Source organism: Bacillota bacterium (assembly GCA_012727955.1).
GTDB lineage: Bacteria > Bacillota > Limnochordia > DTU087 > JAAYGB01 > JAAYGB01.
Map to the genome: position 1 here is coordinate 1 of JAAYGB010000019.1, position 15,280 is coordinate 15,280.

Genomic DNA, 15,280 nt, shown 5'->3' on the forward strand with positions numbered 1-15,280 from the left:
CAACGTAACCATCGGTGGCGAACTGATTGCCCCGATTGCGATGGAGGAAGGCCTGCGCTTTGCGATTCGTGAGGGTGGCCGTACCGTCGGTGCCGGTGTAATCACCAAGATTATTAGCTAGGTGAAAGCATTGCATCGATAGATATCCTCCGAGGATATCCTAATAAAGGCGAGAAGCAGGGTGGCTGATGCCGCCTTGCTTTTTCCTTCATACTCGGTACAGAGATTTCCCTTTGTATGGGAATAATGGATATGGGATAGGCTGTAGAGGAGGCGCCACTGGCGCCCGGTGGGGCAATTGCCATTATTGACAGGCCCAGGGAAATGTGTTAGATTGAATAGGTGATTGTAGCCCTGGAGGTGTGTGGAATGCGGGTAGGCGTGACATTAGAGTGTACTCAATGTAAGAATCGGAACTACCGAACCAATAAGAATCGGCGAAACACCAGCGAGCGTCTGGAGCTGAAGAAATACTGCAAGTACTGCCGACAGCATACGGAGCACAGAGAGACTCGGTAGCCTAGGCTCGAAACTGGTGACTCGCAGAATTCGGTCATAACGTTTGCGGGGATGTGGTTGCTTTGGCAGCGGTAAAGAGAACAGCGGAGAAAACCTGGGTGGAACGATTTAAGAAGTACTTGCGAGAGGTTCGGGCAGAGCTATACAAGACCAGCTGGCCCAATCGCAAGGAACTGAGAACGTACACCGTTGTCGTTCTTGTGCTAGTAGCCATCGTTTCGGTATTTGTCGGTGTCGTTGACGTGGCCTTTGGTGAGTTGGTCAACGTGCTCCGGCGACTAGGGGGGTGAGGGGAGTCCGTAACATGGATACCCCACACATGGAAGATATTAACGAGAGAACCCAAGGGGACCCGGAACAGGGCTATGAAGGCCCAGACAACCAAGGCAAATGGTATGTCATTCATACATACTCGGGGTACGAGAACAAGGTCAAGGCCAACCTCGAACGTCGTGTCGAATCCATGGCGATGGAAGGCAAGATATTTGATGTGCTTGTCCCCATCGAAGAACAAATGGAGTTCAAAGACGGGAAGAGGAAGCTCGTCAAGAAGAAGATATTTCCCGGGTATGTCTTGGTGCGCATGGAAATGGACGATGATTCCTGGTATGTGGTGAGAAACACCCCGGGAGTCACCGGATTTGTCGGTTCCGGAACCAGGCCGATTCCTTTGCTAGATGAGGAAGTTGCCGGGATTTTGCGTCAGATCGGTTTAGAAGAGGCTCGACCCAAGATTGATGTCGTCAGTGGTGATAGCGTCAGAGTGATTGATGGGCCCTTCGTTAACTTTACCGGTACGGTGGACGAGGTTAATCCCGACAAAGGCAAGCTGCGGGTGACTGTCTCGGTGTTTGGTCGGGAGACTCCCGTGGAGCTAGAATTTTCCCAAGTTGAGAAGATTTAGAGCTGCGGGCTGGAATTTAAGTCCTCTCGCAGTATTTTTCATGCTTATGTTTGTCCACCTGGCTTAGGGGTGGACTAGGGTGTGTTTGATAGGAGGTGGATCAGGATGGCAAGGAAGGTTAGTGCTATTATCAAGTTGCAGGTTCCTGCCGGTAAGGCCAACCCGGCACCGCCAGTAGGTACGGCTTTGGGTCAGCACGGTGTTAACATCATGGAGTTCTGCAAGAGCTTTAACGAGCGGACATCGGGACAAATGGGTATGATTATCCCCGTTGAAATCACGGTGTTTGAGGATCGTTCCTTTACCTTTATTACCAAGACTCCGCCGGCATCGATTTTGCTGAAGAAGGCGGCTGGTTTGGATAAGGCCTCTGGTGTGCCCAACCGGGAGAAGGTGGGTAAGGTAACCACGGAGCAGATCCGAGAGATCGCTGAACTAAAGATGCCTGACTTGAACGCGGCCGATGTAGAGGCGGCAATGCGCATGATTGCCGGTACCGCTCGCAGCATGGGCATCGTTGTTGAGGGCTAGCCCATCAGGGCTCATTGTGGGAGGATAACTTCCGCTTGGACCACAAAGGAGGATAACAAATGGCAAAAAGAGGTAAGAGGTATCTCGAGGCTGCTAAGCTGGTAGATACGAATAAATTATACAACCCGAGGGAAGCCTTCGCCCTTGTCAAGAAGACGGGCGTAGCCAAGTTTGATGAGAGCATTGAGGTTTCGCTGAAGCTGGGAGTCGATCCGCGACATGCTGACCAACAGGTGAGGGGCACTGTAGGTTTACCCGCGGGTACCGGTAAGGATGTTCGGGTAGCGGTCTTTGCTAAAGGTGAGCACGCTCGGGCGGCGGAGGAAGCCGGTGCTGATATCGTTGGAGCCGAGGATTTGGCGGAACGGATTCAGCAGGGTGAGATGAACTTCGACGTTTGTGTAGCTACTCCGGACATGATGGCGATAGTTGGACGCTTGGGTCGGATCTTGGGCCCCAGGGGCTTAATGCCGAACCCCAAGGCAGGAACTGTTACCTTCGAAGTTGGCAATGCTGTTCGTGAACTAAAGGCCGGTATGATCGAGTATCGGGTGACTCGGGACTCCGGTATTCACGTGGCCATTGGCAAGATGTCCTTCTCCGAGGAGGACCTGCTCAGAAACTTTAGAGCATTAATGGATGCTATCGTCAAGGCCCGTCCCGCTGCCGCCAAAGGGCAGTATTTGCGTAAGGTTGCCATTGCTTCGACGATGGGCCCGGGCATTCGCATTGACCCGGCCAGTGTTTTGGCTTTCCTGGAGGAAAGAGAGTAATTAGGGCTTGGCAATGGCAAGTTCCTATGGTAGACTAATTTAGGTTTGAGAAGTTTGACAACATATTCCCTGGTAGCAAGCCGCAGACAGATTGGTACCTCCTGTGAGGTTTAATGGGAAGACCCGCCATCCGAGGTTTTTGAGCCAAGGGGTAATATCGGTGTCTTTGTATATTACCTTTTTGATTCTAAGCCTCTGGACATTAGTCTGCGAGGCTTTTGTTGTAGGGTAGGGTATGGAGGTGAAAGGATGCCAAGAGCGGATAAAGTCGCAGCCGTTGCTGAGATTAAGGAGAACCTTTCCCGTAGTCAAGGTGCGGTCTTAGCCGACTATCGGGGGCTGAACGTGAAGCAGGTCACTGAGCTGCGACGGCAACTGCGTGAGGCCGGGGTCGAGTACAAGGTAGTAAAGAACACTTTGACTATCATCGCGGCAAAAGAGCTGGGGCTTGATGACCTGTCCCAGTATCTGGTAGGCCCTACGGCGATTGCCTTTGGGTATGAGGATCCAGTGGCACCGGCTAAGGTGCTGTCGGATTTTGCCAAGGACAATAAGGCTCTAGAGCTGAAGGCTGGAGTGCTGAACGGAGAGGTTATCGGGCTCGACGAAGTTAAGGCCTTAGCCGAGCTTCCTTCCCGAGAACAGTTGCTGGCCCAGGTATTGCGGGGCATGCAAGCACCGATTGCTGGAATGGTCAATGTTTTGCAGGGTACCATTCGCAACTTCGTTTACGCTTTGGAGGCTATTCGAAAACAGAAGGAAGAGGCAGGCGCTTAGTGGCCTGACCTGGGGCCATGGCTCGGGCTGTGGCAAGCAAGGATTTTATTCACGATTATGAGGGGGAACTTAGAGAATGACTAGAGATGAAATTCTACAAGCTATTGAGCAAATGAGCGTACTTGAGCTCTCCGAGCTCGTTAAGGCAATGGAAGAGAAGTTTGGTGTCAGCGCCGCTGCCCCTGTGGCTGTTGCTGCTGCTCCTGGTGCTGCTCCGGCTGCCGCTGAGGAAGAGCAAACCGAGTTTGACGTCATCTTGACCAGCGCCGGCGCCAAGAAGATCCAGGTAATCAAGGTTGTCCGTGAGATTACCGGTCTTGGCCTGAAAGAGGCTAAGGCTCTCGTTGACGAAGCTCCCAACCCAATCAAGGAGGGCGTTTCCAAGGAGCAGGCCGAGGAGATCAAGGAGAAGATCGAAGAGGCTGGCGGTGTCGTAGAACTCAAGTAAGCTGGGTAAACTTACTTTTGATCCGACAATTTAGGGCGGAGCACAATGCTCCGCCCTTTTCCTATAACCGGGTCTAGAAGGTCTATTTGCCAAAAATGGCGCGGAAGTACCTTGACAGGAAAATGCTTGAATGATATGATAGTTAAGCGCTTTTATGGGCAAGTCTAAGTTAGGCTCTTTTCAGCCTATACTTTTCCTGAATACAAGCGCATAGTTTGTAAAGTGCTAACAAATGTTATAGATTGGTGACTATATGCGTCTACTCTATTGAGGAGGCGAGGGCAATGGCAACCAGGACCAATTACTATATTAATTGTCCGTGCAGATTGTAATCCCTCGTTTTTTTACGTCTCGGGCAGAAAAATTTTGCTGCGACTTAGCTTGATTGGGTCGCAGATTATTTGTCTTAGGACTTGATGATTGTGGGTTGGGTGTAGGCGAACGCGAAGGAGAGGTGAGGGTAATGGCTTCTGCCGTGCAAATTGGTAAGCGAGAGCGGTATAGCTTTGGCAAAATCGAAGAAGTTATGGAGATGCCAGACTTGATCGAGATTCAGCGAAAGTCCTACGAGGAGTTTCTGGAAACGGGCTTGCTCGAGGTTTTTCGCGATGTCTCCCCCATCCAGGATTTCACAGGAAATCTGGTCTTGGAGTTTGTGGACTTTAGTCTCGGCGAGCCAAAGTACACCGTCGAGGAATGTCGTGATCGAGACCAAACCTATGCTGCTCCTCTAAGGGTAAGGGCTCGCCTGATTAACAAGGAAACAGGTGAGGTCAAGGAACAGGAAGTCTTTATGGGAGACTTCCCCCTAATGGCTGAAAGCGGAACTTTTATCATTAACGGGGCAGAGCGGGTTATTGTCAGTCAGTTGGTTCGGTCTCCCGGAGTTTACTTTAGCTTTGAAGTAGACAAAACCGGTAAGAAGTTGTACCGGGCCGGGATCATTCCTAATCGAGGTGCTTGGTTGGAGTTTGAGGCCGATGCCAACGATGTGCTCCACGTTCGTATAGACCGAACCCGTAAGCTTCCGGCAACGGTACTCCTTCGCGCTTTGGGATACAGTAGTAACACCCAGATCCTGGAGATGTTCGATGACTTAGCGCCGATTAAGAACACCTTAGAGAAGGATAACACCACAACGGAAGCTGAGGCCCTAATCGAAATTTACAAGCGTCTCCGTCCCGGTGAGCCACCGACGGAGGAAAATGCGCGCAGTTTGGTGGAGTCGATGCTCTTTGAGCCCCGACGCTATGACCTGGCGCCAGTTGGTCGGTATAAGCTGAACAAGAAGCTGCGGATTACTGAGCGCTTGGTGGGGCAGACCACTGTTGAGCCTGTGGTTGATCCCAATACCGGAGAGCTGGTTTTAGAGGCTGACCAGTACATCGATCGCAGAACGGCAGAGAAAATCGCTGACCTCAAGATTACCGAGGTATTGGTATACGGTGCCGGCGATCAGCCTGTTCGGATCATGGGTAACGGAATCTATGACGAAGAGCCCTTGCACATCACTCCGCAGGATATAGTTTGTACCGTCAATTACATGGTTAATCTCATGTACGGGATTGGCGATATCGATGATATCGACCATTTGGGTAACCGGCGGTTGAAATCCGTCGGTGAGTTGCTCCAAAACCAGTTCCGGATTGGCTTGTCCAGGATGGAGCGGGTTGTGCGGGAACGGATGACGATTCAAGATGTGGACATCATCACTCCTCAGGCCTTGATCAATATTCGGCCTGTGGTGGCTGCCATTAAAGAGTTTTTCGGCAGCAGCCAGTTGTCCCAATTTATGGATCAAACTAATCCTTTGGCGGAGATTACCCATAAGCGTCGACTCAGTGCCTTGGGACCCGGTGGTCTCAGTCGAGATCGGGCTGGCTTTGAGGTGCGGGACGTTCACCACTCCCACTATGGTCGGATGTGTCCCATTGAAACTCCCGAGGGGCCGAATATTGGACTCATCGGTTCTTTGTGTACCTTCGCCCGGATGAATAAGTATGGGTTCCTGGAGACGCCCTATCGTCGAGTGGAAAATGGTCGAGTTACCGAGGAGATTGTGTATCTAACCGCCGATGAAGAGGACAACTACGTTGTTGCTCAGGCCAATGAGCCCTTTGACGAAGAGGGTAGGTTTACCAACGATCGCGTTAGTGTGCGCTATAAGGATCAAATTCTGTTGACTCGTCCAGACCAGGTAGACTTCATGGACGTTTCGCCGAAGCAGGTGGTAAGTATCGCCACAGCGATGATTCCCTTTCTGGAGCACGATGACGCCAGCCGTGCCTTGATGGGTTCCAACATGCAGCGGCAAGCTGTGCCCCTGTTGCGGACCGAGGCTCCTGTGGTAGGTACTGGAATGGAAGCCAAGGTAGCCAGGGACTCCGGCGTTGTGGTTTTGGCACGTCGCTCCGGTTATGTCACCTACGCGAGTGCCACGGAGATTGTGGTGCAGGCTGATGATGGTACCTTTGATCGCTACCGACTTCTCAAGTACCAGCGTTCCAACCAAGGTACCTGTATGAACCAGAAGACCTTGGTACGCAAGGGGATGCGGGTCGAGGCCGGGGATGTGTTGGCCGATGGGCCCAGTACTGACAATGGTGAGCTGAGTTTGGGCCGCAACGTCCTGGTGGCCTTTATGGCTTGGGAAGGCTATAACTACGAAGACGCCATCTTGTTGAGCGAGAAACTAGTTACGGAAGACGTCTTTACCTCGATTCATATTGAAGAATATGAAGCCCAGGCGCGAGATACCAAGCTGGGTTCCGAGGAGATCACCCGGGACATTCCCAACGTGGGAGAAGATGGACTCAAGGACCTCGACGAGAGAGGAATTATTCGCATTGGTGCCGAGGTAGGCCCGGGAGACATCCTAGTCGGTAAGGTTACTCCCAAGGGAGAGACCGAGCTTACCGCCGAGGAGCGCCTGTTGCGGGCGATTTTCGGTGAGAAGGCTCGAGAGGTAAGAGACACGTCGCTGCGAGCTCCCCACGGTGAGGGTGGAGTTGTGGTGGATGTGAAGGTATTCTCCCGGGAGAACGGCGATGAACTTAACCCCGGTGTCAACCAGTTGGTGCGAGTCTATGTGGCCCAGAAGCGGAAGATCTCCGAGGGAGATAAGATGGCGGGACGCCACGGAAACAAGGGTGTTGTCGCTCGGATTCTGCCGGAGGAGGATATGCCCTTCCTGCCCGACGGTACTCCCGTTGAGATTGTCTTGAATCCCCTGGGTGTACCTTCCCGGATGAATATCGGGCAGGTTCTTGAGACCCACTTAGGCTGGGCGGCCTCGGCCTTGGGCATGCATGTGGCCACACCGGTCTTTGACGGAGCTACGGAAGATGAAATCTTCGACTGGCTGGAAAAGGCAGGGTTACCCACGACTGGCAAGACGGTATTGTACGATGGCCGCACCGGTGAGAAATTTGAAAATGATGTGACCGTTGGCTATATCTACATGATGAAGCTGGCCCACTTGGTCGATGACAAGATTCATGCTAGGTCCACTGGACCCTACTCGCTGGTTACCCAGCAGCCCCTGGGTGGTAAAGCGCAGTTTGGTGGGCAACGGTTTGGAGAAATGGAAGTATGGGCCCTGGAAGCCTACGGTGCTGCCTATACATTGCAGGAGTTACTCACTGTCAAGTCCGATGACGTGGTTGGTCGGGTAAAGACCTATGAAGCCATTGTGAAAGGGGAAAACGTACCGGAGCCCGGTGTTCCCGAAAGCTTCAAGGTCCTGATTAAAGAACTACAGAGTCTAGCCCTCAATGTCCGGGTTCTTGGTGATGATGAGCAAGAAGTGGAAATCAGGGACGACGAAGAGGACATTAGCGAGATGGCGCGAGAGCTGGGAATCGACATTCGTACCGATCATGAACGGTCGAAGGAAGAGCGGAAACCAAAGGATCAATCCGATGACGACGAAAGTGACTCCGACGATGATTCTGAGGATCAGGACGATGCTGACTATGAAGAGGCGGCGGATCTCCCAGATTTTGATGTAGAGGAAAACGACGGGTCGGATGAGGACCAAGATGAGGATGAGAGGTGATCGGTTTGTTGGATGTCAACAATTTCGATCAGATTCGGATTGGGTTGGCTTCGCCGGAGATGATTCGGGCCTGGTCGAGCGGAGAGGTAAAGAAACCTGAGACCATCAATTACCGAACTCTCAAGCCAGAGCGCGAAGGCCTGTTTTGTGAAAAAATCTTTGGCCCGACGAAGGATTGGGAGTGCCACTGCGGCAAGTATAAGCGGGTTCGATATAAAGGTGTGGTTTGTGATCGGTGTGGAGTAGAGGTTACCCGAGCCAAGGTGCGGCGGGAGCGGATGGGTCATATCGAATTGGCCGCTCCGGTCTCCCACATCTGGTACTTCAAGGGGATTCCCAGCCGGATGGGATTACTCCTAGACATGTCCCCGCGGACTTTGGAAAGGGTACTCTATTTTGCTTCCTATATTGTATTGGAACCCGGTGATACCGGGCTAACCAAGAAGGAACTGCTCAATGAAGCGGAATACCGTGAGTATCGGGACAAGTACGGAACGGGCTTTCGTGCGGGAATGGGCGCGGAGGCCATCAAGGTACTGCTAGAGGAACTGGACCTGGACAAGATGGCCGAAGAGCTGCGGGCGGAAATTAGGGAAACCACCGGTCAGCGGCGTTCCCGGGCAATTCGACGTCTAGAAGTGGTCGAGGCCTTCCGCAATTCCGGTAACCGGCCAGAGTGGATGATTCTGGACGTGATCCCGGTTATTCCCCCGGAACTTCGCCCCATGGTTCAGCTCGATGGTGGTCGGTTTGCTACTTCTGACTTGAATGATTTGTATCGTCGGGTGATTAACCGGAATAATCGACTCAAGAGGCTGTTGGAGCTTGAGGCACCGGATATCATCGTTCGTAATGAGAAAAGAATGCTCCAAGAGGCCGTGGACGCCCTAATTGACAACGGGCGGCGTGGTCGTCCGGTAACGGGCCCCGGTAATCGGCCGTTGAAGTCCCTTACCGACATGCTCAAGGGTAAGCAGGGGCGGTTCCGTCAGAACTTGCTGGGTAAGCGGGTGGACTATTCAGGCCGGTCCGTTATCGTTGTGGGACCGGAGCTGAAGATGCATCAATGCGGCCTTCCCAAGGAGATGGCATTGGAGCTCTTTAAGCCCTTTGTGATGAAGCGCCTCGTTGATGAAGGGTTTGCCCACAATATCAAAAGCGCCAAGCGCATGGTAGAGCGCCTCCAACCGGAGGTTTGGGATGTACTGGAAGAGGTAATTAAAGAACATCCCGTACTGCTCAACCGGGCGCCGACGCTGCACCGGTTGGGAATTCAGGCCTTCGAACCCGTTTTGGTCGAGGGTAGAGCGATTAAGATTCATCCCCTGGTGTGTACTGCCTATAACGCTGACTTTGACGGAGACCAAATGGCGGTCCACGTACCCCTATCTGCTGAGGCTCAGGCGGAGGCAAGACTGTTGATGTTGTCTTCCCACAACATTCTGCTTCCCGCCAGTGGTAAGCCTGTTACCACTCCGGCTCAGGATATGGTAATTGGCATCTACTATCTCACATCGGAGCGGGATGGGGCTAAGGGTGAGGGCAAGTACTTCAAGGATGCCGACGAGGTACGAATTGCCTACGATGAGGATATTGTCGAACTACACTCTAAGATCAAGGTAAGACTCAATGGGCAGTGGTTGGAGACCACTCCCGGTCGCCTGTTCTTTAATGAAATTTTGCCCAAGGAGTTGGGATACTACAATCAGACGGTGGGCCGGAAAGAGCTGGGCAATCTAGTGGCGGAATTGTATCAGCGCTTTGGTAGTACCAAAACGGCACGGGTCTTGGACGAGATTAAGACCTTGGGCTTCCACTACGCGACCATTTCCGGAACCACCATTGGTCTCGTTGATATCAAAATCCCCGATAGCAAGACGGAGATTCTCAACGAGGCTGAGGACCAAGTGGGGTTGGTGGAAACTCAGCATCGCCGTGGTCTGTTGACCGGGGAAGAGCGGACCCAACGCATCATCGATATTTGGACCTCCGCGAAGGATAAGGTTACCCGAGACATGTGGGAGAACCTGGGTCACTTCAACTCGGTATACATGATGGCCAACTCCGGAGCTCGAGGTAACATTTCTCAGTTGAGCCAGTTGTCGGGAATGCGGGGCTTGGTGGCTGACCCAACGGGTAAGACCATCGAGATTCCCATTCGCCACAACTTCCGGGAAGGGTTGACGGTACTGGAATACTTTATTTCAACCCACGGAACCAGAAAGGGACTGGCCGACACCGCGCTGCGGACGGCAGACTCTGGATATCTCACCCGGCGGTTGGTGGACGTGGCTCAGGATGTCATCGTTCGGGAGCATGATTGTGGTGTTGACCACGGCATTGCCGTGGGGGCAATTAAGGAGATCTCCGGTGACTCGGAGGAGATCATCGAGCCTCTACGGGAGAGATTGGTCGGCAGAGTGCCCTTGGCCGATGTGGTTCATCCCGCCACTGGAGAAGTGTTGGCAGAAGCTGGGAGGATGATCGATGAGGCAATGGCCAAGGCCATTGAAGACAGTGGCCTGGAGAAGGTGGAAATCCGGTCGGTACTCACCTGTCAGACCAGGCACGGCGTCTGCTCCCTGTGCTATGGTCGCAACCTGGCCACCGGCAGCTTGGTAGATGTCGGTGAGGCAGTGGGCACTATTGCTGCTCAGTCCATCGGTGAGCCTGGAACTCAGCTGACGATGAGAACCTTCCACACCGGTGGAGTTGCTGGGGATGACATCACCGCAGGTCTGCCTCGGGTAGAGGAGCTCTTTGAGGCTCGCAAGCCCAAGGGGCAAGCGGTGATGACGGAAGTGGCCGGAACGGTGAAGCTGACCGAGACCAAGAAGGTGCGCAAGGCGATAGTAACTACTGCCGATGGCGAGGAACACAGCTACACCTTGCCCTACGGTGCCCGCTTGAAGGTCAGGGACGGCAGCGTCGTCACTGCCGGGGATCCTCTGACTGAGGGACCGATTAATCCCCATGATATCCTGCGGATTAAAGGTCCCCGGGACGTCCAGGTTTATCTGGTCCGAGAGGTACAAGAGGTCTACGGTTCCCAGGGCGTAGATATTAATGACAAGCACATTGAGGTCATCATTCGCCAGATGATGAGGAAAGTGAAGGTTGAGGACCCTGGCGATACGGAGCTGCTTCCCGGTGGGCTTGTGGACTATTTCGCCTTCCAGGAGGCCAATGCTAAGGCCCTAGAGCAGGGCCTAGAGCCAGCAACGGCAAAACCGGTCCTGTTGGGAATCACTAAGGCTTCCTTGGCCACCGAGAGCTTCTTGTCGGCAGCCAGCTTCCAAGAGACCACCAGGGTCTTGACGGAAGCAGCGATCCAGGGCAAGAGCGACCATCTCCTGGGACTAAAGGAAAATGTAATTATTGGAAAGCTAATTCCGGCGGGTACCGGTATGGCTCGGTATCGCAGCATTGAAGTCGACACACCGGCGGATCTTCAGGAGTCGATGGATGCCGAGGAACAATTGGTTACCGCCCAGGCTGATTAGAATAGATAAGTAGACAGTTCGGACTGACAGGGTTTCGGGATCAGAGGAAAACCTTTGGTCTCGAAACCCTATACGATAACTGATGAATTTTCGCCGGCAAAGGTCCTTGACAGGCGTTTTGGCCGGTGCTACAATTATCAAGTGTGTCTGAGGTGATTCTACAGGTCAAAGGGGGACGGGGCGCTTGCTAGCCACACTTCAAAAGACCAAGGCCAAGGTAATCGGCGCCAAGCAGACAACTCGGGCACTGAACTTAGATAAAGTTGCTTGTTGTTTTGTGGCCCTCGATGCCCAGGAGCATGTGACTGAGCCGATTAGACGCCTCTGTGAAAAGAGACACGTAGAGATCATTGAGGTTCCCAGTATGAAAGAGCTCGGAGTGGCTTGCGGCATAGACGTAGGTGCAGCTGTTGCAGCCATTTTGATAGAAGAGCATACCGCATAGAAAGGGGGATAAGTATGCCGACAATCAATCAGCTGGTCCGCAAGGGACGTAAGAAGGTCAGCAAGAAGAGCAAGGCCCCTGCTCTGCAGTTCAACTACAACACCTATAAGGGTGATACTGTAGAGAGTAGCGGCTCACCTCAGAAGCGGGGCGTGTGTACTCGGGTGTATACAATAACCCCCCGAAAGCCTAACTCTGCTTTGCGGAAAGTAGCCCGTGTACGCTTGTCCAATGGAATTGAAGTTACTTCCTACATTCCCGGTGAGGGGCACAACCTGCAGGAACACTCCATCGTTCTGATTCGCGGTGGTAGAGTTAGAGACCTGCCTGGAGTTCCTTACCACGTGATTCGAGGCACTTTGGACGCAGCCGGAGTCGAGGACCGTCGCCAGGCTCGCTCCAAGTATGGCGCCAAGCGTCCGAAGTAGAGTGCTGCAGTAGGGATAACTAGAGGATTTGGGTAAATGTTTTGTAGTAAAGGGGGGGAAAGAATGCCGAGACGTGGTTATGTTCCAAAACGGGAGATTATTCCGGATCCCATCTACAATAGTGAGACTGTAACCCGATTGATCAATGCCATGATGCTTGATGGCAAGCGGGGTACTGCTGAAAAGATCATGTATGAGGCCCTAGAGATTGTCCGAGAAAAAGCGGGACGAGATCCTTTAGAGGTCTTAGAAGAGGGGCTTAAGAACATCACCCCGGTGCTTGAGGTTAAGGCAAGACGGGTCGGTGGTGCTACTTATCAGGTTCCTGTGGAAGTGAGACCAGAACGGCGGCGCTCGTTGTCCTTGCGGTGGTTGGTGCAATTTGCCCGGACCCGAGGGGAGAGGCGGATGGCCGAGCGGCTGGCAGCAGAGATCCTCGATGCTGCCAACAACCAAGGTGGAGCTGTGCGAAGGAAGGAAGAAACCCATCGAATGGCGGAGGCGAACAGAGCTTTTGCCCATTACCGTTGGTAAGCTGTGCAGCGTAGTGAGAGCGTTGGGGTGGGCCGATGACAAGCTATATGTTGAGCAATAGTAGTTACCTGGTTAGGAGGAAAACTTTTGGCAAGACAATTCAGTATCGAAAAGACTAGAAATATCGGCATTATGGCTCATATCGATGCCGGTAAAACTACCACAACTGAGCGAATCCTCTTCTACACCGGGCGTGTGCATAAGCTGGGAGAGACCCATGACGGCGCAGCTACCATGGACTGGATGGTGCAAGAGAAGGAACGGGGAATTACGATTACGTCCGCCGCAACTACAGCCCAGTGGCGAGGTCATCGCATTAATATTATTGACACGCCCGGCCACGTGGACTTTACGGTGGAAGTGGAGCGGTCATTGCGAGTACTAGATGGCGCCGTGGCTGTATTCTGTTCCGTTGGTGGTGTTGAGCCCCAATCGGAGAACGTTTGGCGGCAAGCGGACAAATATAAAGTTCCGAGGATAGCCTACGTTAACAAGATGGACCGGGTCGGCGCAGATTTCCGTCGAGCCGTTGAGATGATGCGAGAGCGGCTAGGCGCAAATGCCATTCCCATTCAACTGCCCATCGGAGCAGAAGACGAGTTTGTGGGTATGGTGGATTTGATCCAAATGCGGGCCCATATCTTTACGGACGACCTAGGAACGATTGATGAACAGACCGACATTCCCGCGGATATGGTCGAGGAAGTCGAGGAAGCTCGGACTGAGTTGATCGAAGCGATTTGTGAGACTGACGATGAGCTGATGATGCAATATCTCGAGGGTGAAGAGATTGCGCCGGAGGATTTGATGGCGGCGCTGCGTCGGGCCTGCATCGCGGTCAAGATTGTCCCGGTTCTGTGCGGTTCGTCCTTTAAGAATAAGGGAGTCCAGTTGTTGCTGGACGCGGTGGTTGATTATTTGCCTTCACCTGCAGACATCGATGCGGTTGAGGGTGTCAATCCCAACACCGGGGAAAGGGATAGCCGAGAGCTCAACGATGAGGCTCCTTTCTCTGCCTTGGCCTTCAAGGTCATGTCTGACCCTTACGTTGGTAGGTTGTGTTTCTTCCGAGTCTATTCTGGAGCTGTGAATGCTGGCTCCTATATATACAACGCCTCCAAGGGTCGCAAGGAACGCATTGGTCGGATTCTGCAGATGCACGCAAATCATCGCGAAGAGATAGAGACCGTTTATAGCGGAGATATCGCCGCGGCCATTGGATTCAAGGATACCGGTACCGGAGATACCTTGTGTGATGAGACCAATCCCATCATCTTGGAGAATCTCGATTTTCCGGAGCCGGTAATCAGTATGGCTGTAGAGCCCAAGACCAAGGCGGACCTAGACAAGTTGGGCGTTGGTTTGCAGCGGTTGGCGGAAGAGGATCCCACTTTCCAAGTGGAGACCGATGAAGAGACCGGTCAAACAGTGATTTCTGGGATGGGTGAACTGCATCTTGAGGTCATTGTCGACCGGCTACTGCGGGAGTTCAAGGTTGAGGCCAATATCGGTAAGCCTCAGGTGGCTTACAGAGAAACTATCCGCAAAGCGGTTTCCACTGAGGGCAAATTCGTCCGTCAGTCGGGAGGCCGGGGTCAGTATGGTCACGTTGTCCTGGAGATTGAGCCTCTGGAGCCCGGTGCCGGCTTCGAGTTTGAGAACAAGATCGTCGGTGGTGTGGTTCCCAAGGAGTATATCAAGCCCGTGGAAGACGGGGTCAAGGAAGCTATGGCCAGTGGCGTGTTGGCTGGGTATCCCATGGTGGATGTGCGGGTTTCCTTGGTCGACGGTTCCTACCACGAGGTTGACTCTTCGGAAATGGCCTTTAAGATCGCTGGATCCATCGGATTCAAAGAGGGTGCTCGCAAGGCGAATCCGGTACTACTTGAGCCCATCATGCAGGTGGAAGTGGTAACACCGGAGGAATTCATGGGCGATGTGATGGGTGACCTAAACTCTCGTCGAGGTAGAATCGAGGGAATGGAAGCCCGGGGTAATGCCCAGGCGATTCGAGCCCTTGTGCCGCTATCCAACATGTTTGGATATGCTACAGATTTGCGTTCTGCCACCCAGGGAAGAGCCACTTATACGATGCATTTCTCCCACTATGACGAAGTACCAGCTAGTCTAGCAGAGGAGATTATCTCCAAAATCGGTGGCGAGTAGGAAGCATACTAGGCCGAGATTCGTTAGCGCGGTCCGGCTAGAACAAGATTGAAGGGAGTTTATCCAGATGGCAAAGCAAAAGTTTGAACGAACTAAGCCGCACGTAAACATCGGTACCATCGGTCACGTAGACCATGGTAAGACCACTACTACAGCAGCGATCACCATGCTGTTGTCCAAGTTGGGCGGCGCTGA

At 53.0% G+C, this 15,280-nt stretch carries 15 protein-coding genes; all 15 read left to right on the forward strand.

The genetic code is table 11. The annotated features are described in order from the left end of the window. On the forward strand, nt 1-121 hold a 121-nt coding region (locus GX030_04085; protein NLV91558.1), incomplete at its 5' end, for an elongation factor Tu. Nucleotides 122-369: 248 nt separating this feature from the next. Then, nucleotides 370-519, forward strand: coding sequence for a 50S ribosomal protein L33 (rpmG, locus tag GX030_04090; GenBank protein NLV91559.1), 150 nt, complete (start codon nt 370-372; stop codon nt 517-519). A gap of 98 nt (nt 520-617) precedes the next feature. Then, the gene (gene secE, locus GX030_04095) at nt 618-809 is read left to right on the forward strand and encodes a preprotein translocase subunit SecE (protein NLV91560.1); all 192 of its coding nucleotides are present in this window, start codon (nt 618-620) and stop codon (nt 807-809) included. A gap of 29 nt (nt 810-838) precedes the next feature. Then, the gene (nusG, locus tag GX030_04100) at nt 839-1,423 is read left to right on the forward strand and encodes a transcription termination/antitermination protein NusG (GenBank protein NLV91561.1); all 585 of its coding nucleotides are present in this window, start codon (nt 839-841) and stop codon (nt 1,421-1,423) included. 105 nt (nt 1,424-1,528) lie between these two features. Next, nucleotides 1,529-1,954 carry a 50S ribosomal protein L11 gene (gene rplK, locus GX030_04105; protein ID NLV91562.1) on the forward strand — a complete coding sequence of 142 codons (426 nt, stop codon included), beginning with the start codon at nt 1,529-1,531 and terminating at the stop codon, nt 1,952-1,954. 59 nt (nt 1,955-2,013) lie between these two features. Next, nucleotides 2,014-2,727 carry a 50S ribosomal protein L1 gene (rplA, locus tag GX030_04110; GenBank protein ID NLV91563.1) on the forward strand — a complete coding sequence of 238 codons (714 nt, stop codon included), beginning with the start codon at nt 2,014-2,016 and terminating at the stop codon, nt 2,725-2,727. 249 nt (nt 2,728-2,976) lie between these two features. Next, nucleotides 2,977-3,504: a 50S ribosomal protein L10 gene (locus GX030_04115; GenBank protein NLV91564.1), complete on the forward strand. Its 528-nt coding sequence runs from the start codon at nt 2,977-2,979 to the stop codon at nt 3,502-3,504. A gap of 76 nt (nt 3,505-3,580) precedes the next feature. Then, nucleotides 3,581-3,952 (forward strand): 50S ribosomal protein L7/L12, encoded by a 372-nt coding sequence (rplL, locus tag GX030_04120; GenBank protein ID NLV91565.1) that lies wholly within the window; start codon nt 3,581-3,583, stop codon nt 3,950-3,952. Between the two features lie 463 nt (nt 3,953-4,415). Further along, nucleotides 4,416-8,009 carry a DNA-directed RNA polymerase subunit beta gene (rpoB, locus tag GX030_04125; protein NLV91566.1) on the forward strand — a complete coding sequence of 1,198 codons (3,594 nt, stop codon included), beginning with the start codon at nt 4,416-4,418 and terminating at the stop codon, nt 8,007-8,009. Nucleotides 8,010-8,014: 5 nt separating this feature from the next. Continuing rightward, nucleotides 8,015-11,512, forward strand: a complete 3,498-nt coding sequence (rpoC, locus tag GX030_04130; GenBank protein NLV91567.1) for a DNA-directed RNA polymerase subunit beta' — start codon at nt 8,015-8,017, stop codon at nt 11,510-11,512. Nucleotides 11,513-11,696: 184 nt separating this feature from the next. Further along, complete coding sequence (locus tag GX030_04135; GenBank protein NLV91568.1) at nt 11,697-11,957, forward strand: 50S ribosomal protein L7Ae-like protein; 261 nt, start codon at nt 11,697-11,699, stop codon at nt 11,955-11,957. Nucleotides 11,958-11,971: 14 nt separating this feature from the next. Then, complete coding sequence (gene rpsL, locus GX030_04140) at nt 11,972-12,385, forward strand: 30S ribosomal protein S12 (GenBank protein ID NLV91569.1); 414 nt, start codon at nt 11,972-11,974, stop codon at nt 12,383-12,385. A 63-nt stretch (nt 12,386-12,448) separates the two neighbouring features. Next, nucleotides 12,449-12,919: a 30S ribosomal protein S7 gene (gene rpsG / locus GX030_04145; protein NLV91570.1), complete on the forward strand. Its 471-nt coding sequence runs from the start codon at nt 12,449-12,451 to the stop codon at nt 12,917-12,919. An 87-nt stretch (nt 12,920-13,006) separates the two neighbouring features. Beyond that, on the forward strand, nt 13,007-15,085 hold the full coding sequence (gene fusA / locus GX030_04150; GenBank protein NLV91571.1) for an elongation factor G: 2,079 nt from the start codon (nt 13,007-13,009) through the stop codon (nt 15,083-15,085). A 67-nt stretch (nt 15,086-15,152) separates the two neighbouring features. Then, nucleotides 15,153-15,280 (forward strand): elongation factor Tu (tuf, locus tag GX030_04155; protein ID NLV91572.1); only part of this gene is annotated, 128 nt, incomplete at its 3' end.